Raw genomic sequence first — 25,919 nt, 5'->3', positions numbered from 1 at the left:
GAATGAGTGAGGCTGAAGCCCGCCCAACCAACTTTATCCGCCAGATTATCGATGAAGATCTGGCATCCGGTAAGCATGACCATATTCAGACGCGATTCCCGCCAGAGCCGAATGGCTATCTGCATATCGGGCATGCGAAGTCTATTTGCCTGAATTTTGGTATCGCCCGCGATTATAACGGGAAATGTAACCTGCGTTTTGACGACACTAACCCGGTTAAAGAAGATATCGAATACGTTGAGTCCATCAAACGTGATGTTAAGTGGCTGGGTTTTTCCTGGAGTGGTGACGTCCGTTATTCCTCAGATTATTTCGATCAATTGCATGCGTATGCGGTTGAACTGATCGGTAAGGGACTGGCATACGTTGATGAACTGACGCCGGAGCAGATTCGCGAGTACCGTGGCACGTTAACGCAGCCGGGTAAAAACAGCCCTTATCGCGATCGCTCTGTACAGGAAAATCTGGCGCTCTTTGAAAAGATGCGCAACGGTGGTTTTGCCGAAGGAACCGCCTGTCTGCGTGCCAAGATCGATATGGCATCGTCCTTTATCGTGATGCGCGACCCGGTGTTGTACCGGATTAAATTTGCCGAGCATCACCAGACGGGCAACAAGTGGTGCATCTATCCGATGTATGACTTTACTCACTGTATTTCCGATGCCCTGGAAGGGGTCACGCACTCGTTGTGTACGCTGGAATTCCAGGATAACCGCCGTTTGTATGATTGGGTTCTGGACAATATCACTATCCCTTGCCATCCACGGCAGTATGAGTTTTCTCGGCTCAATCTTGAATATGCGATTATGTCGAAGCGTAAACTGAATCTGCTGGTGTCGGAAAAAATTGTTGAAGGTTGGGACGATCCGCGTATGCCGACCATTTCTGGTTTGCGCCGCCGTGGGTATAGCGCGTCTTCAATTCGTGAGTTTTGTGCCCGCATCGGTGTTACAAAGCAAGATAACATCGTGGAAATGGCGGCGCTTGAATCGTGTGTCCGCGACGATCTGAATGAAAACGCCCCACGTGCGATGGCGGTGCTGGACCCGGTCAAAGTGGTCATCGAGAATCTCCCTGTCGGACACGAAGAGTTTGTTACGATGCCAAATCATCCTAATAAACCTGAAATGGGGTCGCGGTCGGTCGCGTTCAGCCGTGAAGTTTATATCGATCGGGCGGATTTCCGAGAGGAAGCCAACAAGCAGTACAAACGACTAGTGCTGGGTAAAGAAGTGCGTCTGCGCTATGCCTACGTCATTAAAGCTGAGCGTATTGAAAAAGATGAGCAAGGCATGATTACCACCATCTATTGTCGTTATGATGCGGATACCTTGAGTAAAGATCCTGCTGATGGACGTAAAGTGAAAGGGGTTATTCATTGGGTTTCTGCGGCGCATGCGTTGCCAGCCCAGTTCCGTTTGTACGATCGTTTATTCAGTGTTGCCAACCCAGGCGCGGCGGACGATTTTCTGTCGACGATTAATCCAGATTCGTTAAAAATTACGCAGGGTTTTGTAGAAGCGAGTTTGGCACAAGCCGAAGCAGAGAAAGCGTATCAGTTTGAGCGCGAAGGTTATTTTTGTGCCGATCGGGTTCACTCCAGCGTAGAACACTTGGTGTTTAACCGCACTGTCGGGCTGCGTGATACCTGGGTAGGCTAGGATCATAGATTAAAGATAAAAATAAAACCGCCGCGGCGGTTTTATTTTTAGGTGGTCGATTTATCGTCATGAAGGGTTTCATCCTCTTGGCAATCACCTTCACTACAATGGCCATAGAGATACAAACTGTGGTTGGTCAGCTTAATGCCATGCCGTTCCGCAATGGCGCGTTGACGGGCTTCAATGTACTCATCACGAAACTCAATGACTTTTCCGCAATCGAGGCAAATCAGGTGATCGTGATGATGCTGCTGCGTCAGCTCAAAAACGGATTTACCGCCTTCAAAATTATGGCGTGTAACAATACCGGCATCATCAAATTGGTTGAGTACGCGATAGACGGTGGCAAGGCCAATCTCTTCGCCCATATCAATCAGTTTCTTATAAAGATCTTCCGCACTGACGTGATGGCAGATGGGGTCCTGTAGCACTTCCAGTATTTTTAATCGTGGAAGAGTGACTTTCAGGCCAGCCCTCTTTAATGCGGTATTATTGTCAGTCATGCGGGTTTAGTCCTGTTGCTTACTTATCAATGGAGGCTGCATAGCCTATGATATTAATCGGCTTAAAATGCAAAAACGTCTCAATTATAGAACCGTGCATACAAAATGAAAACAAAGGAATGTTAACAATAGTGTCCCTATTCACATAACTTGCAAACAACGCAATTCGTTGTTGATGAATGAGGAAAGGGTTATGCACACACAAAATTGATGGGATTATTGTACAGGTTTGTTGATAGAAATCGAAAAAATGTAGCGATTATTATGAAAGGTTTAACCTATGAATAGGTTTTGGCTCTGATGATCATTATCAGAGCCAATGGGTTTAGCCAATTAAGTCTTTCAAATTAAGCTCGTTGCTAATTTGATCGACCCAAGCGGTCACGCGCTCTTGAGTCAGTTCAGGCTGGCGGTCTTCATCAATGGCCAGGCCAATGAAGTGATTATCATCAGCAAGCCCCTTAGAGGCTTCAAAATAATAGCCCTCTGTTGGCCAGTGACCGACAATCGTCGCACCGCGTGGTTCAATAATGTCGCGGAGGGTGCCCATGGCATCGCAGAAGTATTCTGCATAGTCTTCCTGATCGCCACAGCCAAAGATTGCGACCAGCTTTCCAGTGAAATCAATTTCTTCTAATGTCGGGAAAAAATCATCCCAGTCACATTGCGCTTCGCCATAATACCAGGTTGGAATACCTAACAGCAGGATATCGTAACCTTCAAGATCTTCTTTACTGCTTTTGGCGATGTCATGGACATCAGCAACGTTGGAGCCTAATTGTTGTTGTATCGTTTTGGCGATGTTTTCCGTGTTGCCAGTATCGCTGCCAAAGAATATTCCGATGAGTGCCATGAATTGAATAACCTCTTGATTCCTAATGGTATTGGGTAATCTTTCGCCCGCTTATCCGCTAATAATAACAGACACTCACATCAGGAGAAACTCGTATCGCTAAGGATGCCTGAATCACGTTCATACGGAGGGGCGGGCGGTGAAGGTGCGCTCTGAAATGTGAGAAATGTGAAAAAACGAAACACGGATCAATCGACGCGATTGCGTACATACGGAATGTGCTTTATCTGGTGCGGAGTAAGCGGATTGGGAAAAGGGGCCACGGAGACCCCTCATATGTTCAGTCATGGCTGGAATGGGCGTCATCCACATCGGAACCGCACCTCCTCCGTACATACCAAAGGCTATGTATCAAGGCAGCATGTCGAGATAAATCTTGCGCAGACGTTGGGTAATTGGCCCCGGATGACCATCACCGATTTGTTGACCATCGACATTTATCACCGGCCAGACAAAGGTGGTGGCGGAACTGATAAATACTTCACTTGCCTGACGGGCCTCTTCTGGCGTAAATAACCGCTCTTCGAAGGTCACACCATGTTCTTCTCCCAAACGTAACAATGCTTTGCGGGTGATGCCGTGCAAAATGCTATTGCTAAGCGGGCGAGTGACGATAGTGTTGTCCGCGAGGACGATATAGCAGTTACAGGCGCTGCCCTCGGTGATAAAGCCATCTTCCACCAGAAAAGCGTCGTCGGCGCCATTGGCCTCGGCCCAGGCTTTCGCCATACAGGGGGCCAGCAATTGGACGGTTTTAATATCCCGGCGCTGCCAGCGAATATCCGGGCAGGTCACTATCCGGATCCCTTTGCTGGCGGCAGGATGGTTTACGACCGGGCGCGCCTGAGTAAAAAGCACCAGCGTGGGGGGCGTACCGGGTGATGGATAGTGAAAATCTCTATCCCCACTGTTCCCGCGCGTCAGTTGCAGATAGATTCCCCCTTCAGTGAGCGCATTCGCCTCGAGTAATCGTTGATGAATATCCCGCAGTTCATTTTCAGTCTGCGGCAACGTTAATCCCAATTCCCGACAGGAGCGTGCCAAACGAGCGTAATGGCCGGCAAAGTCCACTAGCTTGCTGTTTACCACCGCTGTCACTTCATAAACCGCGTCGGCAAATAAAAAACCGCGATCAAAAATGGAAATGTTTGCCGCGTCTTCAGATAAATACTCTCCGTTAAGATATACCGTGCGTGACATTGCCCTCTCCTCAAGTTTGAGCGTCACTAGCCCCATAATGCCGGGACTGGTGGGAAAAGTTCACTACCGTCGTAATGCAGTCCGTGTTCGCGATCTTCAGCCAGCAGCAATGGACCATCGAGGTCTACCACACTCGCTTGTTGCGCGACGACTACGGCGGGTGCCATGGATAATGAGGTACTGACCATACAGCCAACCATCACCTGTAAACCCAGCCGCGTGGCTTCATCCCGCACCCGTAGCGCTTCCGTCAAGCCGCCGGTTTTATCCAGTTTGATGTTAACCATCTCGTAGCGCCCAGCGATGTTGGCCAGCGACGTCACCGAGTGACAGGATTCGTCGGCACAGAGCGGCACCGGGTGCGGTAATTGTGCCAGCACGTCATCGTCTCCAGCAGGCAGTGGTTGCTCGATCAGTGATACGCCAAGTCGCGCCAGTTCGGGGGTCTGGCGTAGATACATTGCCTCGTCCCAGCCTTCGTTTGCATCGACAATGATTCTGGCCCGCGGTGCCCCCTTGCGTACCGCCATCACTCGGGCAATATCCTGTTCATCGGCAAGTTTGAGCTTAAGCAACGGACGCCAACTGTTCTCCTGCGCCATCTGTTGCATATTCTCTGGGGTATCTAGCGACAACGTATAGGCGGTATGCAGATTATGGGGTAAGGGTTGCCCTGCCCGTTGCCAGATAGTCTGTCCCGAAGATTTACACTCCAGATCCCAGAAAGCGCAATCGAGCGCGTTACGAGCCGCGCCGGCCGGTAGGGCGTCTTGTAACTGCGCGCGTGTCATCCCCGCCGCCAGTAGTGGACGCAGATTATCTATCTGTGCCATCACGCTTTCTACCGACTCACCGTAGCGTGCGTAAGGCAAGCACTCGCCTCTTCCGGTAAAACCATCTCGTTGAAGGGTTGCCGTTACCACGTCGGCCTGATGCCGACTGCCCCTGGCGATGGTAAACACATGGCGTAGCGGCCAGCATTCATGGGCAACAATGAGTTCCATTATTGTGCCACCAGATTATCGACAATCGCGCCCACGCCTTGGCGGAATGGATCTACTACTGGCAGGCCGTAGCGGTGTTCCAGATCCGCCATTAACGCCAGGGCATCGGCGTCGCTAAGGGCTGAGGTGTTCAGCGAGATCCCCACAAACCGGGCTTCCGGGTTGGTTAATTGCGCCATCTTTAGATTCAGCGCCATGCAGTCGGCAATATCCGGAATGGGGTAATCCACGCCACGCATATGCGTGCGGGTCGGCTCATGGCAGAGCACCAGCGCATCAGGTTGTGCGCCATGAATAAGGCCGGTGGTGACTCCGGCGAAAGACGGATGGAACAACGAGCCTTGCCCTTCAATAACATCCCAGTGGTCGGCGTCATTCTCTGGCGTCAGCGTTTCTACTGCACCGGAAACGAAATCCGATACCACTGCATCCACGCTAATGCCAGCGCCGCTGATCAAAATACCGGTCTGGCCGGTGGCTCGGAAAGTCGCTTTTCCACCGCGTGAAAGGATCTCTTTTTCAATGGCTAACGCGGTATACATTTTGCCGCAGGAGCAATCAGTCCCGACCGGCAATACACGTTTGCCCGCGCGTTTGCGTCCATTGGCCACAGGATATGATTCGGTCGGATGGCGCACATCAAACAAATTGCGACCGAGGCTGTCCGCCAGTGTTTTTAACTCTGGAACATCAGCCAGTTTATTATGTAGCCCCGCGGCTAAATCCAACCCATGCTTTAATGCCGTACTGAGAATGGAAATCCAGGCTTGCGAAATAATACCGCCACGGTTAGCGACGCCGACAACCAACGTTTTGGCGCCAGCTTTCGCAGCCGTTTCAATATCCATATCGGTGAGATGACAATCAGCATGGCAATTCGCCATACGATACTGCCCAACACAATATTCCGGGTGCCACTGTTTAATCCCATCGGCTACTTTCGCTGCCAGTTGATCGTGTGCGTCACCCAGAAAAAGCAGATAGGGCTTTTGAATATTCATTATTTATCCCCCTCAGGATAAAGATAAAAATAAATTAACGAAGAGATAACGATTCCGAAAGAATTAAATAATCGATTAACTGCTTATGCAGCATATCAAGGGTTTTATTATTGTCAATAGGCCTGTTGATAGGCGTTATTTACCATGTTTATCGCAATTAACCAGTTTTTTATTCTGTTGACGGTAATAAATAAAACGCTTATGAAAATATTAATCTTCAAATCGGCACACTTAAGTTCGTGGCTCCTGAAATTTAATCACGATAATATGATCTTATCACTGTTCACGCACTATCAGAGCGCGATGCACTATTTTAGCGCGCCAAAGTGGTGCTATTAATGCGGGGAAATCTATAAGAATAATGGATGAGCATATTTTAATTAATGGATGTAAGGTGATTCTCGTTATCAATGATAATGATAGTTAAAAATAACTCTGTCTTGGCAAAAGAGTTATTCATAAATCCATATTAATAGCCTGCTTTTATGTTACGGCGGATATATCCGGAAAATACATGAGTAAGGCAGCAGGGCAACAACAGCGCATCGCAAGCAAAATGTACCGGTCAATTTTATCAGATCGGGCGCATCAGTATTCAGTATTACGCGGTATTTCCTTAATTAACTGACGGACGGTGAGGTAACAATGAAGCATATTTGTGGGAAAGTCTCTTTGCTGGCAGTGTTGGTTTCCGGGCTAACTGGCGTACAGAGTGCGACGGCAGCAGAGATTAAAATTGGCGTTGTGTTGCCCTTAAGTGGCGCGCTCAGCGGTTACGGTCAGCCTTCGCAAAAAGGGCTGGAGCTGATCCAAAGCATCACTCCAACGTTGAAAAATGGCGACACCATTAAACTGATCGTCATTGATGACAAGAGCGACAAGGTGGAGGCGGCCAACGCGATGCAGCGTTTGGTCTCCAGCGACAAAGTGGATGCCGTGATTGGTGAGGTTACTTCAGGCAACACACTGGCAATGGTAAAAATTGCCGATGACAGTAAAACCCCGCTGGTCTCTCCGACCGCCACCAACGACCGCGTGACGCGCAACCATCCTTATGTCAGCCGTGTCTGTTTCTCCGACAGCTTCCAGGGCGTGGTTGGCGCAAACCTCGCATCACGCGACCTGAACGCGAAGACCGCCGCTATCGTTTATGACAGCAGCAACGATTATTCCGTGGGGCTGGCGAAAGCATTCCGCACCCAGTTCCTGAAAAACGGCGGCACGATTCCTATCGAAGTGCAGGCGCCGTCCGGTAGCAAAGATTTTAAAGCCCAACTCTCCAGCGTGAAGGCCAAAAACGTCGACATGATTTATATGCCGATTTACTACACCGAAGGCGCACTGATTGCCGTTCAGGCGAAGCAGTTGGGGTTGAGCAAGCCAGTCGTGGGCGGCGATGGTCTGGCAGCCGATCCGGTGTTCTTTGAGGTAGGAAAAGATGCGGTTAATGGCTACATGACCACTGATTACTACTCACCAAACGCTAAAGAACAAACACCGGCAGGCGCAGCGTTCATCAAAGCCTGGGAAGAAAAATACCAAACACCTACTCACACCTGGGGAGCAATGACGGCAGATGCTTACAACGTCATTGTTAATGCGATGAATCAGTGTACCGATGCCAAAGATCGTGTTTGTGTGAACGAAAAAATCCGAGCTACGAAAGATTTTCAGGGGGTGACGGGCGCACTGACCCTGAAAGACGGTGATGCGGTGCGTAGTGCGGTGATCAACGAAGTGAAAGACGGGCAGTTGACATTCAAAACCGTAGTCAATCCATAGTCTGCAACAGAGGTTAATTATTATATGGATGGCGCTATTTTTCTCCAGCAGGTCGTCAATGGCATGAGCTTAGGCGGTATGTACGCGCTAATCGCCATTGGCTATACCATGGTGTATGGCGTCCTGCGTCTGATCAACTTCGCCCATGCGGATGTGATGATGGTCGGGGCGTTTGCGACGCTATTTTTGTTTTCATCCCTTGCGCTGCCCTTCGGGGCGGCTATTTTACTGACGCTGGCTCTGTGCGGTCTATTAGGTATGTTCATTGACCGGGTAGCATATCGTCCTCTGCGGCAGGCATCGAAAATTTCGATGCTGATCACGGCTATTGGTGTCAGCTTTTTCCTGGAAAATCTGTTTAACGTGCTGTTCGGCGGTAGCTCACGCTTCTTTGAGGCCCCAGGCTGGTTTAACGAAACGCTGGCTTTCGGTCAGATCATCATTACCAATGTAGCGTGGGTCGTTCCGCTGATTACTGTGCTATTGCTGTTGGCGATCCTCTGGTTGCTCTACCGTACCCGCTACGGCATGGCAATCCGCGCGGTGGCCTTTGACGTCAATACGGTGCGACTGATGGGCATTGATGCCAACCGCATCATCTCGCTGGTCTTTGCATTGGGCAGCAGTCTTGCCGCATTGGGCGGCGTCTTTTATGCCATCAGTTACCCGACCATCGATCCACTAATGGGGGTGTTAATTGGCTTGAAAGCCTTTGCCGCCGCAGTTTTGGGAGGTATTGGTAGCGTCACTGGCGCGGTTCTGGGCGGGTTTATCCTCGGCTTTACCGAAGTGGTCGCCGTCGCCATTTATCCAGAGCTCGGCGGCTATAAGGACGCGTTTGCCTTTATGTTTTTGATTCTGGTTTTATTGTTCCGCCCGGTAGGCATCATGGGTGACGAACGTTTGGAAAGGAGCCGCTTCTAATGTTTAACGCTTCAACCACGCTTGGCGCTCAGGGGCGAAATCTGGCGATCATTGCCGTCACTGTGGCGCTGCTTGTCGGAATCAATCTGCTCTTTAATGACTACGTTATTCGGGTTATCAGTACCGTATTTGTCTTTATGATTCTGGCCGTTAGCTACAACCTGATTAACGGCGTTACCGGCCAGCTCTCACTGGAGCCGAACGGCTTTGTTGCTGTAGGCGCCTATGTCACCGCGATTTTTATCTTATCTTCCGAAAGTAAGCTGGATATGTATGAAATGGCTGCGCCCAGCGATTTTGTTTTGATGCTACATGCCAGTTTTCTGCCCGCACTGCTGATCAGTGGTCTGTGTGCCGCCGTGCTCGCGGTGTGTCTGGCCTTTCCGGTCTTCCGGGTGCGCGGCGACTATCTGGCGATTGTGACGCTGGGATTCGGTTTTATTATCAAGATCCTCGCCATCAATAACCCGCAAATCACCAATGGGGCAATTGGGCTGAACGACATACCCCAGCAGCCGCATCTGCTCTTTTGGTGTGGGATCACAGCGTTACTGGCGACCGGCATGATCTTGCAACTGGTGTGGTCTAAATATGGTCGAATGATGAAAGCCATTCGTGATGATGAAGATGCGGCCATTGCGATGGGCGTCAACACCTTCAAAATTAAAACCTGCGCCTTTGCCACCAGCGCCTTCTTTGAAGGGATTGGCGGTGGCTTACTGGCGTCATTACTGACCACCATCGCACCGGGGTTGTTTGACTTTATGCTCACGTTTCAACTGCTAATCATTATTGTGCTCGGCGGACTGGGCAGCACCACCGGTGCGCTATTGGGCACCATCGTTGTAGTAGGGAGCGGCGAGTGGTTGCGCTTTCTCGATCAACCGTTGTCGATGTTTGGCTACGATCTAGGGGCTTATCCAGGTCTACGTATGGTGGTTTTCTCCTTGCTGTTGTTGCTGATCATGTTGTTTGCCCGTGAAGGGTTGCTTGGTAAGAAGGAAATCTGGCAGGTTCGTTTCGGGAGGCATCGCCATGACAGCCAATAAAGCTATCCTTGAGGTGCAGGATATCGTTATGCAATTCGGTGGATTACGCGCCATCGACAACGTGAGCTTTCACGTAGAGGAGGCCGAAATATTTGGCCTGATTGGCCCAAATGGCGCGGGGAAAACCACATTATTTAACGTTATCACCGCCAACTATAAGCCAACCAGCGGAAATGTGGTGCTGGATGGGAAATCAGTCAAAGGGCTAAAACCCAACAATGTGGTGAACGCCGGCATTGCACGAACCTTCCAGAATATCCGCCTGTTTAACTCAATGACCGTGTTAGAAAATGTGATGGTCGGCCTTGATCACGCCAGCCGCTATTCGCTATTGGAAGCAGCGCTGCACATTGGTCGCTACTTCCCGGCGGAAAGAGCCGCCAAAGCAAAAGCGATGGCGCTTCTGGAATACATCGGCATCGCTCAATATGCCACCACGCAGGCCACTAATCTGAGCTATGGCAATCAGCGTAAGGTTGAGATCGCTCGTGCGCTGGCAACCGGGCCAAAGCTGTTGCTGCTGGACGAACCTGCCGCAGGGATGAACCCCAAAGAGACGGAAGATCTGGCCAGCCTGATATTTCGCATGCGTCAGGATTATCAACTGAGTGTGCTGCTTATTGAGCATGACATGCCGTTCGTTAACGCGCTGTGTGAGCGAGTGATGGTGTTGGAATATGGCAAACCCTTGTTTAGCGGGTTGATGTCCGAGGCGATTCAACATCCGGAGGTGATCTCCGCCTACTTGGGAGACGTGAGTTATGCTTAGCGCCCGTGAGCTGAAAGTGTTTTATGGCGTCATTCAGGGGCTGAAGGGCGTAGATATTGAGATTAAGGACCGGGAAATAGTCACACTGATTGGCAGTAATGGGGCGGGGAAAACGTCCACCCTGAACGGCATCATTAATCTGGTGCGATCCACTGGCACGGTTAATTTTCTCAATGAAGATATTTCGCGTAGCCAGACGCATCATATCGTGCGCAAGGGGTTAGCATTGGTGCCTGAAGGGAGAAAAATTTTTACCAATCTGACCATCGAAGAAAATCTGCGGATGGGGGCGTATAACAATCTGGCCAGCTTTACGCGCTTGCGCGATCGGATGTTCGGTTTATTTCCGCGCCTGAAGGAGCGCCGTAAGCAGATGGCGGGAACCATGAGCGGTGGTGAGCAACAGATGCTGGCCATTGCCCGTGCGCTGATGAGCGAGCCGGTACTGCTCATGCTTGATGAGCCAAGCCTGGGGCTAGCGCCAAAGATTGTCGGTGAGTTGTTTAGCACGATTCGCCAACTGCGTAAGGAGAACATCACCATATTGCTGGTTGAGCAAAACGCTACGGCGGCGCTGACCATTGCCGACCGGGCTTATGTATTGGAAAATGGGAAGATAGTGCTCACAGGGACAGCGCAGGACGTGCTCGCCAACCCGGAAGTGAAGAAGATGTACCTCGGGGGATGACTCCGAATGGAAGATAAGAGGCGTTGGGGCCGCCGGTGCCCCATCCCGCTGATGCTGCTAGCTTATTTGGTCCACATTTCTCTTTATGATGAATTTTTAGCTTTTTCCAGATGCAGATAATGACAGCCGCGTTTCATTTTCATGTAGAGATCTTTATTTTTAAAATCAATACCATTTGTAATTAAAGGCAACCTTCTGTTTATAAGAGATTAAAGCGACTGCCCAATATGTTACGTGTCATCATAATAATGACGTGTATTAACGATAACATCTTATCCATCATCAAACGGCCACATTTCTTAAATACCCCCCCGCCTAAAAATAGCGCATAAACAATAAATGAATTTTTACTATTTTATTGATTTTTAGATTAAATTCATTCGCCATGGCTACTGTCTGGGGATCTCTCCGTGCCAACGATCGCAAGGGAATAAAAGCAAGGCCATTCCGCCTGTGATTTTCCGAATAATCGCCCACAGCGCATTAAAAAAGCGCGATGGGTTCTCATTATGAACATTTGTATCGACAAATAGCGTCGGGACGCTAAATATTCTGTGCGCTCAGCCGATGAGTTAGCATAGTTTTTACTTTTTTGTCCTGATGCGTATGGATGCCGAGGGAAAGTAACCCTTATTCATGGTGTGGATTTTCTGGTTCATATCGGTTGATTAGTAATGAAAACTTTTAACCATCTTCCTGATTTGGAGTGAGCAATGAGACTAATAAAAAATATTGCCATCAGAACCGCTATGCTGTGGGTGCTGGGCGTTTTTTGCGTCATTTGGGGGGGCGTATCGCTATACACCTTGTTCTCTTTTAAAGAGATGACGACAACCTCAAAGACCAGCACCCTGCTGGTTCAGAATATGAATGTTATTAGCCAGGGAAACGATCAGTACTTTCGTATGGTAACCCGTTTAGCGCGTGCTGTTGAGGCTCGCCGTATCGGTGACATGGCAACTGCAGATAAAGAGCAGGCCTCTTCATTGGTTGCCCTGGATAATTTAAAGTCAGGTTTGGCGGCGTTTAATACGCTCGATCATGCGGGAGTGGATACCGCGTTGGTTGAAGCTGTTAGCCGTGATTGGCGGAATCTGATTGCCCAAGGGGTAGATCCGCTGTACCAAAATGCCGCAGCCAATGCGTTTGAAGACTACCAGAATCAGGCTAAAAATATTGTGCCGCCGCTGAGCCGCCAGTTTGGCGCGTCAGCATCCGCCTTCAGCAAGGCTAGCGCGGAGAAGTTTGAGGCAGCGGGTATCCGTTTCGGGCACCTCACCACGACGGGACAGAACATTTTATTCAGCGGGTTGGCGCTCGGCCTGATAATGCTGTTTCTGACCGATCGCTATCTGGTGGTCTATATGGTTCGTCCGTTAAATAGCCTGCGCGACCACTTTCGCGTGATTGCTTCCGGCCATCTGGGTAAGCCGATCCCAGACATGGGTAACAATTGTGTTGGCCGCCTGTTCCCGCTACTGCGCGACATGCAGGGGAGCCTTGCCAGCACGGTAAGTACGATTAGGAACAGCGCGGACTCTATCTATCAGGGAGCCTCTGAGATTGCGTCCGGTAACAACGATCTATCATCGCGTACCGAAGAACAAGCATCTGCGCTGGAAGAAACCGCAGCCAGCATGGAGCAACTCACGGCAACGGTGAAACAGAACGCAGAAAACGCCAATCATGCCAGCAAACTGGCATTACAAGCCTCGACAACGGCGAAAAAGGGAGGCGGCATCGTTGATGACGTAGTGAAAACAATGGCCGAGATCTCCGGTAGTTCGCGGAAGATCGCCGAAATTACTACGGTGATAAACGGGATCGCGTTTCAGACTAATATTCTGGCATTGAATGCGGCGGTAGAAGCGGCGCGCGCGGGTGAGCAGGGGCGTGGGTTTGCCGTGGTGGCGGGAGAGGTGCGTAGTCTGGCGCAGCGTAGCGCACAGGCGGCGAAGGAGATTGAAGGGCTGATTTCCGAGTCGGTGCGCTGTGTCGATACCGGTTCTCATTTGGTCGGCGATGCGGGCAATACCATGCGGGATATTGTGCAGGCGGTGACCAACGTGACGGATATTATGGGGGAAATTGCCTCGGCCTCGGAAGAACAAAGCAAGGGGATCGCACAGGTAGCCCAGGCGGTAGCGGAAATGGACAATGTGACGCAGCAAAATGCCGCGTTGGTGGAGCAGGCTTCATCGGCGGCTTTATCGCTCGAAGAGCAAGCTGCGGTGCTAAATCAGGCGGTATCGCTGTTCCAGCTGTCTGAATATCAATCCACTCAGCCAGCCGTAGCGGCAAAACCGACGCAGAAAGTGCGGGCACTAGTTTCTCGTGTTGGTAAGGCGCCAACGGCGAGTAACGAAAATTGGGAAACCTTCTAACTATATCGTCATATCGTCATATCGTCATACCGCCATCATGATGACCGTCGGGTGATACAAAAGAAGAGCGCGGTATTCGTCCGGAACGGTAGGTTTAATGTTGAATGAACATCAGGCGGCACCAAAGGGGGCCGCCTGAGAGGGAAATGCTGCGATATGTGACTGTGCCCACCTCTGTCTATTCGCGTTGCTGTTCAGCTAATTGCGCCAATAGCATCTCTTCAATTAATTCGCTGCGGCTAATATTACGCGCTTCAGCCAGGCTGTTCAGGATATTGACGGCGTCACTATTGATCTTTAATTCGACTCGGCGCAGGCCTCGCACTTTATCGCGACGTAACTGATTCCGCTTGTTAATTCTGAGTTGTTCATCGCGCGTGAGCGGGTTGGTCTTGGGCCGACCCGGACGACGCTCGTCGGCGAAGAGATCCAGTGTGGTGCGATCCGTTTGTTCTTTTGCCATAAGTAATGATACTGCAAGGTATTCGAACTCAAATACACCGCGCTACCCGATTTGTTCAACGTCTAAAACCGATGCCCATTCCACCTCTTAAAGAAGGGGTGAGTGACGATTCTGAGAATGCGCAACTGTCGGAAAAACAAAGCGTGCATTTTGTGATGTGGTTACAATGCTTGCGGCTAAATCAACCGTTCTACCGCCGCCAATGCGCGCCATCATACCCTAGCTATGCCAGCGGCGACAATGGTTTACTACCGGCGAGCTCATTGATCCGCCCGTGGACGGATCAATGATTAGTTCGTGTCCAGAAATCGGTGGATGGCGCGCAAAACCGCGTCGGGCTTTTCCGAATGGACCCAGTGACCGGCACCGCTAACGACATGCGCACGCGCCGCCGGGAACTGGCGTAACAGCGCATCGCGGTAGCGGTCGTCAAGATAAGGAGAATTGCCGCCACGAATGAACAATATTGGCCCATCCCAGGAAGGGATCTCTTGCCAGCCAACAATATTGTCGTACTCGTCCCACAGAACCGGTACGTTAAAGCGCCACTCGCCGTGTTGGAAGGATTTCAGCAAAAACTGTATCACGCCTTCTTCCTTTATATACTGCCGCATGAGCGCTGCCGCTTCGCTACGTGATGACAAGCCCGCTTCCGTGACAGCCCGTAACGCGGCGAAAATAGTGTCATGGCGACGCACCTGATAGTCGACGGGGGCAATATCAATCGCCACCAACTTGCCCAGCCGTTCGGGAATCATGGCACTGAGCGCCATCGCGACTTTCCCGCCCATAGAGTGACCAATAACGCTCACGCGCGCGATATTGAGCTCATCAAGTAGCGTGATGACATCCTGCGCCATTGCGGAATAGTTCATCTGGGGTGAACGGGGTGATAAGCCATGGTTACGTAAATCGATTTGCAGGATGTCATGCGTATGTTGTAAATCCCGCCCTAATACGCCAAGGTTATCCAGTGTGCCGAAAAGGCCATGGATCAGGACGATCGGGAGATTATTTGTGGGCTGATGCGCATAAAGCCTGCGATGATTCAATTTCATGGTGAAGTTCATTCAGAGAGACGTGGGCTTAGGGTATCATGACTTCAGGATCAATGTTGCCGCCAAAGGGATGGGTGCCGTGAGCGAAAGAGATATGAAAGGCATTGGGGCAAAGTCTGACTTTTGCTATTGTCCCATTATGCCGCTGTTCGATCATTGTTGAACGCCTGTATAATCCTTTTGATTTGAGTCATTTACCCATAGGCATCGGTTACAGAAGGATGATGTCCCTGTAACGGGTACGAAAATGGGTAAGAAAACAGCACTGGACAAAGATGAAAACTATTGAAGTCGACGAAGAGCTTTATCGTTACATTGCCAGCCACACACAGCATATCGGCGAGAGCGCATCGGATATTTTACGACGTATGCTGAAATTTACCGCTGGTCAGCCTGTGGTGGAGAATGCGGTAACGTCGCCGTCTGCTGTGTCGCCAAGCCCGCGCGATCGGGTCCGGACTTTACGCGAGCTGTTGCTCTCGGATGAATACGCGGAGCAGAATAAGGCGATCAACCGCTTTATGCTGGTTTTATCCACGTTATATACCTTATCACCGCAGGAATTTGCTGCCGCAACGGAGTCCCTTCATGGTCGCACTCGCATTTATTTCGCGGGCGATCAGCAAACGTTGCTCCAGCATGGTACACACACGAAACCCAAACACATCCCCGGCACGCCATACTGGGTCATTACCAACACCAATACGGGGCGTAAACGTAGTATGGTTGAACACATCATGCTGGCAATGCAGTTCCCTGCGGAACTGACAGAGAAAGTGTGCGGAACTATCTGATTATTCATCAACTCGTTATCTAACATATCAACTACTTATCTAACAACAGCGTTAGGGAGAAGCGCCAATGGCTAATCACCCAAGGGCCGGACATCCTGCCCAGCAGAGCGATTTGATTAACGTGGCACAGTTAACGTCACAGTATTATGTGCTACGCCCGGAAGTGGGCAATGCCGCGCATGCGGTGAAATTTGGCACTTCGGGCCATCGCGGTAGTGCGGGACGTCATAGCTTTAATGAGTCGCATATTCTGGCCATTGTACAAGCAATTGCTGAGGAGCGTAAAAAACAGGGTATCAGCGGCCCGTGCTATGTGGGTAAAGATACCCACGCACTCTCCGAGCCGGCGTTTATTTCCGTTCTGGAAGTGTTGGCTGCCAATGGCGTTGATGTCATTGTGCAGTTGGATAACGGTTTTACGCCGACACCTGCCGTATCTAACGCGATTTTGGTTCACAACCGTCAAGGCGGCGCGCTGGCGGACGGCATTGTGATCACGCCGTCTCACAACCCGCCGGAAGATGGTGGCATTAAATATAATCCGCCAAACGGTGGCCCGGCAGATACCAACCTCACCAGCGTGATTGAGAAGCGAGCGAATGCCCTGTTGGCGGATGAACTGCGTGACGTGAAACGCATTACGCTGGATCAGGCGTGGAAAAGCGGACATATCCACGAAAAGGATCTGGTTCAACCGTATGTCGAAGGGCTGGCGAGTGTGGTGGACATGGCGGCGATTCAATGTGCCGGTCTGAAACTGGGTGTCGACCCGCTGGGGGGTTCCGGTATCGCCTACTGGCAGCGTATCGCCGAGCATTACCAGCTTGAGCTGACGCTGGTGAACGATGCAGTCGATCAGACATTCCGCTTTATGTCGCTGGATCACGACGGCGTGATTCGAATGGACTGCTCGTCAACATTCGCTATGGCCGGTTTGCTGGCGCTACGTGATAAATTTGATCTGGCGTTTGCCAACGATCCCGATTATGACCGTCACGGTATTGTTACACCCGCAGGACTAATGAACCCGAACCACTATCTGGCGGTGGCGATCGATTATCTGTTCCAGCATCGTCCACAGTGGGGGCAATCTGTCGCGGTCGGTAAAACGCTGGTGTCGAGCGCGATGATCGATCGCGTGGTCGCCGATTTGGGGCGCAAACTGGTGGAAGTGCCGGTGGGCTTTAAATGGTTTGTGGATGGCCTGCATGACGGTAGCCTGGGTTTCGGTGGCGAAGAGAGCGCGGGGGCGTCGTTCCTGCGTTTTGATGGTACGCCGTGGTCGACGGACAAAGACGGTATCATTCTGTGTTTGCTGGCGGCGGAAATTACGGCGGTTACGGGGAAAAATCCGCAGCAGCACTATGATGCGCTGGCGCAGCGCTTTGGCGCGCCGAGCTACAATCGTATCCAGGCTTCCGCGACGTCGACGCAAAAAGCCGCACTGTCCAAATTATCGCCGGAACAGGTGTCGGCCAGCACGCTGGCGGGCGATCCCATTACGGCTCGTCTGACCGCCGCGCCGGGTAATGGCGCCTCGATTGGCGGGCTGAAGGTGATGACGGAAAATGGCTGGTTTGCCGCGCGTCCTTCCGGTACGGAAGATGCTTACAAGATTTACTGCGAAAGTTTCCTCGGGGTGGAACACCGCGAGCGCATTGAGAAAGAAGCGGTAGAGATTGTCAGTGCGGTACTCGCAACGGCGAAATAAGTGAAAAGGCGCTGTTTGCAGCGCCTCAGACGATTAACAAACCTATTCGCAGCATGAAAACGGGAGTAACGGAATAGAAGAGTAAAGCGTTTGCGCCAGGGATGGCGCAATCCGAGCGCACAGGGATGTGTTTACAGCGTCTTTACGATCTATCCGTTACTACCGCTCAGAGGTTTTATCAGCAGCCTTTGTAGAATAGGTTTATCCCAACGCGACCAGTAGCGCACCTGCGGAAATCAGCGCAACACCGACGCCAGCCAGCAGCGAAATTTTTTCTCCCAGCAATATGAAGGCCAGAATGACGGCGAATACGACGCTGAGTTTATCGATCGGGGCGACCTGCGCGACGTTACCGTTCTTTAGCGCGACAAAGTAGAACAGCCATGACAACGCGCCCGCGACACCGCTGAGCACAATGAATAACAGCGCTTTTTTATTGGCGATAACCTCACCGACCAGCGTCAGCTTACCCTGAGCAACCACGACGCCCACTAAAAAAAGCGCCATGATAACGGCACGAATTGCGGTCGCCGTATTAGCATCCAAATTTTGTAAACCAATCTTGCCAAAGATGGCGACCATCGCGGCGCAAACCGCAGACAGCAAGGCGTAAATTAACCAACTACTCATGACAACGAATCCCTGAAAAAATGGCAGGTGCGTACCGCAGGGGAAATCTCTACGGACATCGCCTGATACCGTGCGGTAATTTTACGGCATAAAACGATAACCGATAGCGGTTTTCGTTAAAGAGGGCGATGTCCAGGCGATGTCATTTCAGTTTTCGACGCTTACTGGGCTTTGCGCGCATGAAACCGTAACGCCAGCAACATCACCGATAGGCTGATAAACACCGCGACGCTCGCCATCGCCATGCCAGCGCCGACGGAACCTTGCTCAAACTGACGCCAAACGAAAATGGATACCGTTTGTACGCCGGCAGGTGAGAGCAAGAGTGATGTCACTAATTCACGGGAAGCGACGGCAAAGACCAACATCATGGCTGCCAGCAGACTGGGGAAGACCAGCGGAAAAACGATCAATCGTAATGCTGCCATGGCGTTAGCACCGTGCACGCGTGCTGCGGATTCCAGATTACTGCCGATTTGCGCTAATGCCGCGCTGCTGTAGCGCACAGGATAGGGCAGCAACAGGCAACTGTACGACAGCAGCAAAATTCCCCAGGTGTTATAAGGCGTGATCGGCCAGAAGCTTTGGTTCCAGGCAAGGATCAGGCCCACTCCGACTACAATCCCCGGCAGCGCGGCGGGTAGTATTGATAATCCATCCAGTATGGCGGCACCCCGAATGCGTTTGGCAACCACCAACCAGGCGGTAAGAAAACCGATCATCCCTGTCAGTAAGGCGCTGCCGACCGCCAACCCCAGACTGGTCGTCAATGCAGGAAACGCTTCATTGTTGCGATCGATCAACATGGCGAAATGCTGCCAGGTTAAATTTTGCCACGAAATCGAGCTGGAAATGGTGGCAGAGAACGCCGTAATCAGCATAGAGGCCAGTGGGATCCCCACGGCCAGCAGCCCGACAACACTAAACAGCACTAATACCGGCCAGCGCCATATGCCTAATGGGCGAGTGACAATGGCGGCGGGTTTGCCAGTGGTGGTTTCGACATTACTCCCGGCGACCATCGCCCGCTGTAGGGTAAAGGCGCAGAGCGCGATAGCGACGAGCAGCAAAGAGAGCACCGCCGAACCGGAGAGGTCGATCGGCCAGTCCGCCAGACGTTGTTCAATATTGGTCGTCAGTACCTGAATACCGGCTCGCGATCCGAGTGCGGCGGGGATGCCATATTCCTCAATTGCCAGCGTGAAGGCGAGAAGCAAGCTGGCCGCTGTCGCCGGCAGAGAAAGCGGCAATGTGATGCGTAAAAACGCCTGCCAGCCGCTAGCTCCGTGCACGCGAGCGACATCGGCAAGGCGATTCCCGCTGGCAGCCATACTGCGTGAAACGGCAAAATAAACCACCGGAAAGGTGTTTAGCGTCATGATGCCCACCATGCCGGGCAATGAGAACAGGGCGTCTCCCAGTTCAATGGGGAGGATCTGTTCTGCATAACCTCTGGGTTGTAGCGCCAGCATCCAAGACAGTCCGGCGATGTAGGGGGGAATTAAAAAAGGAATGAGGAACAGCAAATCCCAAAATTTTGCCCAGGGCAGCGCAAATAAGCCACGCAACGCACCGAGCGGAATGGCTATCACCGCACAACAACCGGCTACACCCAAGCCAAGCAGTAATGTATTTTTTAACAATGCAAACAGGTGAACTTGCGAAAACACAACGGCAAATGCCGAAAACGGGTTTGCCAGAGAGCCTGAACCTAAATCAGGGAAAATTGCCTGTAGTACAACAAACAATAAGGGAATGCCAACCAGGGTAAAAAGCACCGCGACCGTCAGTAGCGGCAGTAAAGCAAACTTGTCCATCGGATACTCCAGCCTTGCTGACGTTCGTCAGCAAGGCGTTATCTATACTCGTTATATTTCAAGCGGTATGGGCACTCACTGGGTTGCTCAATCCCTCCATGGATTCATGAATTCTTTGCGTAAGAATATCGTGTGATGTAAAACGCGAACGTTTGGCCTACCGCTCGAACTATCCAGGGTATGTCATGATTGAACAGGTTTAGCGCTGACCAAATAGGGCGGCAAAGCGATTGAGCACGGCAGCACGAGACGCTGAAGCGCTATCGCCTTCTGGCAGCAATGTCAGGTTTTTAAACAGCGGGCGTTTAGCGGCAATGTCTTGACGTGCGGGCATCAGCCAGGCATCCGCCACGGCTTTCTGGCCTTCATCCGATAACATGTAGTTGATGAAATCTTTTGCCTGCTGTGGGTTTTTGCTGCTTTTCATGATCATCATCGGACGCGGGGCAATGACCGTCCCGCTCGCCGGAAAAATCACTTTGATCGATTCTCCAGATGCCATCCTGCCGTAGGAAACGTAATCCACGGCACCAAAAACGGCGGCTTTCGCGCCTTGTAAAACCGGTGTCAAAGCCTGCGCATTTGGACCGGCGATGATCATGCCATTGGCTTTTAAGCGATCGAACATGTCCCAGGCTTTCTCTTTTTCTGCATTTTGCAAACCAATTAACAGATCGAGCGAGGCACCGGACAGCGCGGGATCGGGGGTGGTAACCTTGTCTTTAAATTCGGGCCGGGTGAGATCGTTCCAATCTTTGGGTTCTGGTGTACCGCTCTTACTGTTCCAGACTATCCCCAGAGCGGAAATTCCCTGTGCCACGTAGAAAGGCGTTTTGAACTGTGCTGGTACGGTGGCCGCATTGGGACTCGTGAATTCCAACAGCCAGCCACGCTGCTGCAAATCGGTCGCCGTATCCCAAGAGGCCGAAATCAGGACATCTGCGCGTGGGTTGGCTTGTTCGGCTTCCAGTCTGGCCATGACCTTACCGGTTGTGGCCTGAAAAACATCGACTTTCACGCCCGTTTGCTTTTCATAACCCGCGGCCAGTTTTTTCGCCAGTGCTCCCGGCCCGGCGGTGTACAGTGTCAGAGCGTGTGCATTACCTGCAACAGCCGCTAATGAGAGAGCGATACCCATAATGATGCCTCGTTGGTTCATGGTAAATCGTGTGTTTTTCATTGCATTTTTCCCCAAAGTTAATGTGTGGTGATATCAGTAATATGGCCTTGCGACATATGGACAGTACGGTGCGCCAAAATCTTGGCTTCGCCTCTATCGTGAGTGACATACACGGCGGTAGTGCCAAGATGACGTAAGAGTGACGCCATCTCCTGGCAAAGTGATTCGCGGAGATCCCGATCGAGGTTGGATAGCGGTTCATCAAAAAGCAGGATGTGCGGTTCCGCGATGATGGCGCGTGCTAGTGCGACGCGTTGCTGCTGACCACCGGATAAATCGGCTGGTTTTCGATCGGCAAACTCAGCCAGACCTACGCGCTTGAGGGTAACGTCGACCCGTTGGCGACGGATGTCGCGCGGCACTTTTCTCATCAGTAGTGGGAATGCGACGTTTTGTGCCACCGTCATATGTGGCCACAGCGCATAGTCCTGAAATACCATGCCAAGATGACGTTGCTCAGGGGGGAGGGATAACTGATGCCCGGCAACCTGTTGGTCACCAAAATGAATGGTGCCTGCATCTGGCCGCAGTAGCCCAGCCAATAACTTTAGCAACGTGCTTTTGCCGCAACCGGACGGCCCCAACAACGCCAGGATAGTACCTTTCGGCACCGTGAGGCTGATGTCATCGAGTACCGTCTTCCCGGAAAATGCATGGGATAACTTGTCGATGGTAATTGCGGCGGGCGCGACCTGTTCATTCGTGGACATCATCACCTCCGCGCCATACAGGTAAGGGGTATCCACACTGATATCGATTGATTGGACGAGCGTCTTCTGGCGGCCTGATGGAAGGCCGCAGCGAAGCATCCCGCCAGTAAAGCAGGGGAAAAAACATGGGGTATCCTCTTTGGGACTCTATATCGGAACGAAAATTGTAGTGGAGGAATAAGGCGGTTTGATGACAGCGCAAACGCCTGCCATCACGTACGCGTTGGTGGCGGTCTCTTATCCGTGGAAAAATACCTTACTGGCGTGGCATCACCCATCAATCTTATGATTTATTACTCTATTTTGCACAACAGCGACACAGAATGATGATGAAATCCGCTATGCTGAACAAAAGCTTTTCACACAGGTAACCGCATTTGCCGCTCAAGTATGATGGGGATAGGAGAAATCATGACGCGTATACGCATTCCAGTCGGCCTTAGCGGCAGTTTGCTTGATGACCCTGAACAGGATGATGGCGGAAATAAGCATGTGGAGGGGGCAACGAAATCCGCGATGCCTTATCTACGTTTCGAACCTGTTAGCCCGGAAATAGCGTTGGGGGGATCGGTGTTCCGTTCATCGCCTACGCAGAGACGAACCAGAGAAAGCCCAATTAGGCTGCGTATGCGCCAGGGCGCGATGCAACATGTCACGCAGTATGCGTCGGCACTCTCCACAGAAAAAATCGGCCAGCTTCGGCACTTATGCGGGTATATCCTCTGTGACACAACATCGGGGGACGACAGCGCGGATGTGGCATGTGGTGATAGTGTGCCCAAAAAAGCGCCTAAAAAAGGGATGGATCTTTTTATACGAGCGTTGGCGCAGCACATGCCGTGGCTCCCGATCGGCGAGGAGAGGCACCTGCGCCGTCCCGAAGTATGGGAACATTTCATTGAACGTGTGTGTGCGCTACATGAACTGAATCAGCTCTGGCAACATGATCTGAGCCGCGGCGCGCTTATTGCCTTTCATAGTCGCTATAAATTACTGCTATTGGCGCATTCCCAGCCGCAATACCGTGAACTGGGGCCATTCGTTGCAAGGATTGATCGGTGGGCATCGCTGGAAGAGTACGTTATTGAATATCGCGCACGTCTGATGACGCTGTTATCGACGCCGCCGACACGGCGCAATCATACTAATGTGCTGATGCATGTACAGGGTTACTTCCGTCGTCAGTTAAACACACAGCAGCGGCAGGAATTGGCGCAACGCATTGATTGTTATCGACGGGGGTTACAACCGCTATCGGCACCGATCGCCTTGCTAAGGCAGTACATGGCGCAATATCCCGACGCCTATCTGGCGCAGCAACGTTATTTTTCACCCTATCTGGAAACGTTGCGCCTGTGCGATGGAAACTAGCTTAAGCCGAGGTATTTCATGACCACGCACGTTGTTTGGCTGCGCAATGACTTACGCATTACCGATAATCTGGCGCTGTACTCGGCCTGTCAGGATCCACATGCCACCGTGCTGGCCGTCTTTATCGCGACGCCGACACAGTGGGCTCGGCACGATATGGCACCGCGTCAGGCGACCTTTCTATTGCAAAATCTGCTGGCGGTTCAGCAAGCGCTGGCCGAGAAGGGCATCCCGTTGCATTACCACGAAAGTACTGACTTTGCCGCAGCGGTTGACTGGCTGATCGCGTTTTGCGCACGACAGCAGGCCACCGATCTTTTCTATAACTACCAATATGAGGTTAACGAGCGCCTACGTGATAAGCAGGTGAGCGATCGGCTCGCCGATCGTGTGGCGTGTCACGCTTATCATGACAGCCTGTTGCTGCCGCCGGGCAGTGTGCTAACGGGCAGTGGCGAGATGTATAAAGTGTTCACGCCATTTCGTCAGGCGTTTATCCAGCGATTATTGGCGACGGACACCTCCTGTGTTCCAGCACCGGACGCACGCGGCGAACCGATCCATACGCTGGCCTGCATTACCTTCAGTTATCCGCAGCGCGAAGTAGATGGCGCTGCCTTCCCCTGTGGTGAGCGTGCGGCGTTGCAGCAACTGCGCCGTTTTTGCCGCGAGCAGGTACAGGATTACGCTCGGCAGCGGGACTTCCCGGCGTTGTCCGGCACCAGCAAATTGTCGCCCTATCTGGCTTTGGGTGTCCTATCGCCGCGTCAATGTGTTAACCGACTACGTACCGAATGCCCCGATGTGCTGGAACGGCGTGACAGCGGGGCGTTTATCTGGTTTAGCGAACTGGTTTGGCGTGAATTTTACCGGCATCTTATCGTGGCCTGGCCACGCCTGTGTCAACATCAGCCGTTCATCGCATGGACACAGCGGGTGGAATGGCGAAACGCGCCAGCGGATTTAGCCGCCTGGCAGCAGGGTAAAACCGGCTATCCGATCGTAGATGCCGCGATGCGGCAATTGAATGAAACAGGCTGGATGCATAATCGTCTGCGTATGATCTGCGCCAGTTTTCTCGTTAAGGATTTACTGATCGATTGGCGTGAAGGGGAGCGCTACTTTATGTCGCAATTGTTGGATGGCGATTTGGCGGCTAACAACGGCGGCTGGCAGTGGGCGGCATCCACAGGAACGGATGCGGCGCCTTATTTTCGCATTTTTAACCCGACCACGCAGGGGGAGCGATTCGATCCTGAAGGCCGCTTTATTCGCCGCTGGTTACCTGAACTGGCAGCGGTGCCGGATAGCGATATTCACCATCCCCATCGCTGGGCTGACAAACACCAGTATAAACTGGATTATCCGCTGCCCATCGTCGAGCACAAAACGGCGCGCCAGAATACGCTGGCGGCGTTTGAAGCGGCAAAAAATAGTGGCATGAATAACGATAGTGAAGAGAAAAGTAAGTATGCGTAATACAGAATTGGAAAGCGTGATTAACGAAAAACTGAATTCAGCGTGTTTTCAGGACTATGCACCGAACGGTTTGCAGGTTGAGGGGCGAGAAGAGGTAAAACGAATTGTGACGGGCGTTACCGCCTCTCAGGCGCTATTGGATGCCGCCGTCGCAAAGCAGGCCGATGCGATTCTGGTTCACCACGGTTACTTTTGGAAGAATGAACCGCAGATTGTCTGTGGGATGAAGCGTAACCGACTGAAAACATTACTGCTAAATGATATCAATCTCTATGGTTACCATCTGCCGTTAGATGCACACCCTGAATTAGGAAACAATGCCCGCTTGGCGGCACTGCTGGAAATTCAAACGCAGGGGATGATCGATCCGCTGGTGCCGTACGGTGAGTTGGCGCATCCCATGACGGCGGATGCTTTTTGTCGCCGTGTGGAAAAGCGTTTGGGGCGGCGTGTGCTGCATTGTGGGGATAATGCACCGCAACAGATACAGCGCGTAGCCTGGTGTACCGGCGGGGGGCAGAGTTTTATCGAGCAGGCGGCCCGTTTTGGCGTTGATGCGTTTATTACCGGTGAAGTGTCTGAGCAAACGATCCACATCGCTCGCGAAATGGGGGTGCACTTCTTCGCTGCCGGGCATCATGCGACCGAACGCGGCGGTGTTCAGGCATTAGGGGAATGGTTAGCAGAACAATATGGTTTTGACGTGATATTTATTGATATTCCTAATCCGGCGTGACGGGGTGAGCAGGGGCGTGCCGAGCAAGAATAGGGCCGTTTTTTTTGCTATTGGCATCATTGTTGCTTAACTCTTAATAAGAAAACCTATCGGTAAGCAGCGCTTATCATTTAGCCCTGTTCACCACGACGAAAGAACGCAATGTGGGAGGA

Annotated in this window: 23 protein-coding genes; 12 read left to right on the top strand and 11 right to left on the bottom strand. The window is 51.7% G+C overall.

Features of this window, described 5'->3' with window-relative positions; all coding sequences use genetic code 11:
- Window positions 1–2: 2 nt before the first annotated feature.
- On the top strand, window positions 3–1,661 hold the full coding sequence (gene glnS / locus RFN81_RS12545) for a glutamine--tRNA ligase (RefSeq protein ID WP_264496161.1): 1,659 nt from the start codon (window positions 3–5) through the stop codon (window positions 1,659–1,661).
- Window positions 1,662–1,708: 47 nt separating this feature from the next.
- Here the strand turns inward: glnS and fur are convergent, their stop codons facing one another.
- From fur to dgcN, 5 genes are all read right to left on the bottom strand, one after another.
- Complete coding sequence (gene fur, locus RFN81_RS12540; RefSeq protein ID WP_264496160.1) at window positions 1,709–2,164, bottom strand: ferric iron uptake transcriptional regulator; 456 nt, start codon at window positions 2,162–2,164, stop codon at window positions 1,709–1,711.
- Window positions 2,165–2,489: 325 nt separating this feature from the next.
- Window positions 2,490–3,017, bottom strand: coding sequence for a flavodoxin FldA (gene fldA / locus RFN81_RS12535; RefSeq protein ID WP_264496159.1), 528 nt, complete (start codon window positions 3,015–3,017; stop codon window positions 2,490–2,492).
- Between the two features lie 351 nt (window positions 3,018–3,368).
- Window positions 3,369–4,217 (bottom strand): D-amino-acid transaminase, encoded by an 849-nt coding sequence (locus RFN81_RS12530; RefSeq protein ID WP_264496158.1) that lies wholly within the window; start codon window positions 4,215–4,217, stop codon window positions 3,369–3,371.
- Window positions 4,218–4,243: 26 nt separating this feature from the next.
- Window positions 4,244–5,224 carry an N-acetyl-D-Glu racemase DgcA gene (gene dgcA, locus RFN81_RS12525; RefSeq protein WP_378929210.1) on the bottom strand — a complete coding sequence of 327 codons (981 nt, stop codon included), beginning with the start codon at window positions 5,222–5,224 and terminating at the stop codon, window positions 4,244–4,246.
- Complete coding sequence (dgcN, locus tag RFN81_RS12520) at window positions 5,221–6,222, bottom strand: N-acetyltransferase DgcN (RefSeq protein ID WP_264496156.1); 1,002 nt, start codon at window positions 6,220–6,222, stop codon at window positions 5,221–5,223. Before dgcN ends, dgcA begins: the two co-directional genes overlap by 4 nt.
- 675 nt (window positions 6,223–6,897) lie before the next feature.
- Here dgcN and RFN81_RS12515 point away from each other — a divergent pair.
- The 6 genes from RFN81_RS12515 (at window position 6,898) to RFN81_RS12490 (ending at window position 13,818) form a co-directional block, all read left to right on the top strand.
- Window positions 6,898–8,004, top strand: a complete 1,107-nt coding sequence (locus RFN81_RS12515) for an ABC transporter substrate-binding protein (RefSeq protein WP_378929207.1) — start codon at window positions 6,898–6,900, stop codon at window positions 8,002–8,004.
- A gap of 24 nt (window positions 8,005–8,028) precedes the next feature.
- Window positions 8,029–8,928 carry a branched-chain amino acid ABC transporter permease gene (locus tag RFN81_RS12510; RefSeq protein WP_264496154.1) on the top strand — a complete coding sequence of 300 codons (900 nt, stop codon included), beginning with the start codon at window positions 8,029–8,031 and terminating at the stop codon, window positions 8,926–8,928.
- Window positions 8,928–9,977 (top strand): branched-chain amino acid ABC transporter permease, encoded by a 1,050-nt coding sequence (locus RFN81_RS12505; RefSeq protein WP_264496153.1) that lies wholly within the window; start codon window positions 8,928–8,930, stop codon window positions 9,975–9,977. The genes RFN81_RS12510 and RFN81_RS12505 overlap by 1 nt, the downstream gene beginning before the upstream one ends.
- Window positions 9,964–10,746 carry an ABC transporter ATP-binding protein gene (locus RFN81_RS12500; protein ID WP_264496152.1) on the top strand — a complete coding sequence of 261 codons (783 nt, stop codon included), beginning with the start codon at window positions 9,964–9,966 and terminating at the stop codon, window positions 10,744–10,746. The genes RFN81_RS12505 and RFN81_RS12500 overlap by 14 nt, the downstream gene beginning before the upstream one ends.
- Window positions 10,739–11,434 carry an ABC transporter ATP-binding protein gene (locus tag RFN81_RS12495; protein ID WP_264496151.1) on the top strand — a complete coding sequence of 232 codons (696 nt, stop codon included), beginning with the start codon at window positions 10,739–10,741 and terminating at the stop codon, window positions 11,432–11,434. The genes RFN81_RS12500 and RFN81_RS12495 overlap by 8 nt, the downstream gene beginning before the upstream one ends.
- Before the next feature lie 713 nt (window positions 11,435–12,147).
- Window positions 12,148–13,818 (top strand): methyl-accepting chemotaxis protein, encoded by a 1,671-nt coding sequence (locus RFN81_RS12490; protein ID WP_264496150.1) that lies wholly within the window; start codon window positions 12,148–12,150, stop codon window positions 13,816–13,818.
- Window positions 13,819–13,996: 178 nt separating this feature from the next.
- Here RFN81_RS12490 and ybfE read toward each other — a convergent pair whose 3' ends face one another.
- Complete coding sequence (ybfE, locus tag RFN81_RS12485) at window positions 13,997–14,281, bottom strand: LexA regulated protein (protein WP_264496149.1); 285 nt, start codon at window positions 14,279–14,281, stop codon at window positions 13,997–13,999.
- Window positions 14,282–14,571: 290 nt separating this feature from the next.
- Window positions 14,572–15,339, bottom strand: a complete 768-nt coding sequence (gene ybfF / locus RFN81_RS12480) for an esterase (RefSeq protein ID WP_264496148.1) — start codon at window positions 15,337–15,339, stop codon at window positions 14,572–14,574.
- Between the two features lie 275 nt (window positions 15,340–15,614).
- Between ybfF and seqA the strand changes: the two genes are divergently transcribed.
- Window positions 15,615–16,133 carry a replication initiation negative regulator SeqA gene (gene seqA / locus RFN81_RS12475; RefSeq protein WP_264496147.1) on the top strand — a complete coding sequence of 173 codons (519 nt, stop codon included), beginning with the start codon at window positions 15,615–15,617 and terminating at the stop codon, window positions 16,131–16,133.
- A 67-nt stretch (window positions 16,134–16,200) separates the two neighbouring features.
- Window positions 16,201–17,844, top strand: coding sequence for a phosphoglucomutase (alpha-D-glucose-1,6-bisphosphate-dependent) (pgm, locus tag RFN81_RS12470; RefSeq protein ID WP_264496146.1), 1,644 nt, complete (start codon window positions 16,201–16,203; stop codon window positions 17,842–17,844).
- Between the two features lie 201 nt (window positions 17,845–18,045).
- Here the strand turns inward: pgm and RFN81_RS12465 are convergent, their stop codons facing one another.
- The 4 genes from RFN81_RS12465 to RFN81_RS12450 form a co-directional block, all read right to left on the bottom strand.
- On the bottom strand, window positions 18,046–18,474 hold the full coding sequence (locus tag RFN81_RS12465) for an EamA family transporter (protein ID WP_264496145.1): 429 nt from the start codon (window positions 18,472–18,474) through the stop codon (window positions 18,046–18,048).
- A 161-nt stretch (window positions 18,475–18,635) separates the two neighbouring features.
- Window positions 18,636–20,291, bottom strand: coding sequence for an ABC transporter permease (locus RFN81_RS12460; RefSeq protein WP_264496144.1), 1,656 nt, complete (start codon window positions 20,289–20,291; stop codon window positions 18,636–18,638).
- A gap of 199 nt (window positions 20,292–20,490) precedes the next feature.
- Window positions 20,491–21,471, bottom strand: coding sequence for an ABC transporter substrate-binding protein (locus RFN81_RS12455; protein ID WP_264496143.1), 981 nt, complete (start codon window positions 21,469–21,471; stop codon window positions 20,491–20,493).
- Window positions 21,472–21,488: 17 nt separating this feature from the next.
- Window positions 21,489–22,181 (bottom strand): ABC transporter ATP-binding protein, encoded by a 693-nt coding sequence (locus RFN81_RS12450; protein ID WP_264498959.1) that lies wholly within the window; start codon window positions 22,179–22,181, stop codon window positions 21,489–21,491.
- Between the two features lie 411 nt (window positions 22,182–22,592).
- Here RFN81_RS12450 and RFN81_RS12445 point away from each other — a divergent pair, with 411 nt between their 5' ends.
- The 3 genes from RFN81_RS12445 to RFN81_RS12435 are packed head-to-tail and all read left to right on the top strand — an operon-like array spanning window position 22,593 to window position 25,767.
- Complete coding sequence (locus tag RFN81_RS12445; protein WP_264496142.1) at window positions 22,593–23,552, top strand: YbgA family protein; 960 nt, start codon at window positions 22,593–22,595, stop codon at window positions 23,550–23,552.
- Window positions 23,553–23,570: 18 nt separating this feature from the next.
- Window positions 23,571–25,031 (top strand): deoxyribodipyrimidine photo-lyase, encoded by a 1,461-nt coding sequence (gene phrB / locus RFN81_RS12440; RefSeq protein ID WP_264496141.1) that lies wholly within the window; start codon window positions 23,571–23,573, stop codon window positions 25,029–25,031.
- The gene (locus tag RFN81_RS12435; RefSeq protein ID WP_264496140.1) at window positions 25,024–25,767 is read left to right on the top strand and encodes a type 2 GTP cyclohydrolase I; all 744 of its coding nucleotides are present in this window, start codon (window positions 25,024–25,026) and stop codon (window positions 25,765–25,767) included. Before phrB ends, RFN81_RS12435 begins: the two co-directional genes overlap by 8 nt.
- Window positions 25,768–25,919: the final 152 nt, after the last annotated feature.

Source organism: Pectobacterium cacticida (assembly GCF_036885195.1).
Classification (GTDB): Bacteria; Pseudomonadota; Gammaproteobacteria; order Enterobacterales; family Enterobacteriaceae; genus Pectobacterium; species Pectobacterium cacticida.
The sequence above is the reverse complement of the archived record's forward strand: the minus strand, read 5'-3'. Positions and strand labels throughout refer to the sequence as shown.

Bases quoted from the DNA above. Each gene is read 5' to 3' on its own strand.
- glnS (WP_264496161.1), top strand. From the start codon at position 3: ATGAGTGAGGCTGAAGCCCGCCCAACCAACTTTATCCGCCAGATTATC.
- fur (WP_264496160.1), bottom strand. From the start codon at position 2,164: ATGACTGACAATAATACCGCATTAAAGAGGGCTGGCCTGAAAGTCACT.
- fldA (WP_264496159.1), bottom strand. From the start codon at position 3,017: ATGGCACTCATCGGAATATTCTTTGGCAGCGATACTGGCAACACGGAA.
- RFN81_RS12530 (WP_264496158.1), bottom strand. From the start codon at position 4,217: ATGTCACGCACGGTATATCTTAACGGAGAGTATTTATCTGAAGACGCG.
- dgcN (WP_264496156.1), bottom strand. From the start codon at position 6,222: ATGAATATTCAAAAGCCCTATCTGCTTTTTCTGGGTGACGCACACGAT.
- RFN81_RS12510 (WP_264496154.1), top strand. From the start codon at position 8,029: ATGGATGGCGCTATTTTTCTCCAGCAGGTCGTCAATGGCATGAGCTTA.
- RFN81_RS12505 (WP_264496153.1), top strand. From the start codon at position 8,928: ATGTTTAACGCTTCAACCACGCTTGGCGCTCAGGGGCGAAATCTGGCG.
- RFN81_RS12500 (WP_264496152.1), top strand. From the start codon at position 9,964: ATGACAGCCAATAAAGCTATCCTTGAGGTGCAGGATATCGTTATGCAA.
- RFN81_RS12495 (WP_264496151.1), top strand. From the start codon at position 10,739: ATGCTTAGCGCCCGTGAGCTGAAAGTGTTTTATGGCGTCATTCAGGGG.
- RFN81_RS12490 (WP_264496150.1), top strand. From the start codon at position 12,148: ATGAGACTAATAAAAAATATTGCCATCAGAACCGCTATGCTGTGGGTG.
- ybfE (WP_264496149.1), bottom strand. From the start codon at position 14,281: ATGGCAAAAGAACAAACGGATCGCACCACACTGGATCTCTTCGCCGAC.
- ybfF (WP_264496148.1), bottom strand. From the start codon at position 15,339: ATGAAATTGAATCATCGCAGGCTTTATGCGCATCAGCCCACAAATAAT.
- seqA (WP_264496147.1), top strand. From the start codon at position 15,615: ATGAAAACTATTGAAGTCGACGAAGAGCTTTATCGTTACATTGCCAGC.
- pgm (WP_264496146.1), top strand. From the start codon at position 16,201: ATGGCTAATCACCCAAGGGCCGGACATCCTGCCCAGCAGAGCGATTTG.
- RFN81_RS12465 (WP_264496145.1), bottom strand. From the start codon at position 18,474: ATGAGTAGTTGGTTAATTTACGCCTTGCTGTCTGCGGTTTGCGCCGCG.
- RFN81_RS12460 (WP_264496144.1), bottom strand. From the start codon at position 20,291: ATGGACAAGTTTGCTTTACTGCCGCTACTGACGGTCGCGGTGCTTTTT.
- RFN81_RS12455 (WP_264496143.1), bottom strand. From the start codon at position 21,471: ATGAAAAACACACGATTTACCATGAACCAACGAGGCATCATTATGGGT.
- RFN81_RS12450 (WP_264498959.1), bottom strand. From the start codon at position 22,181: ATGTCCACGAATGAACAGGTCGCGCCCGCCGCAATTACCATCGACAAG.
- RFN81_RS12445 (WP_264496142.1), top strand. From the start codon at position 22,593: ATGACGCGTATACGCATTCCAGTCGGCCTTAGCGGCAGTTTGCTTGAT.
- phrB (WP_264496141.1), top strand. From the start codon at position 23,571: ATGACCACGCACGTTGTTTGGCTGCGCAATGACTTACGCATTACCGAT.
- RFN81_RS12435 (WP_264496140.1), top strand. From the start codon at position 25,024: ATGCGTAATACAGAATTGGAAAGCGTGATTAACGAAAAACTGAATTCA.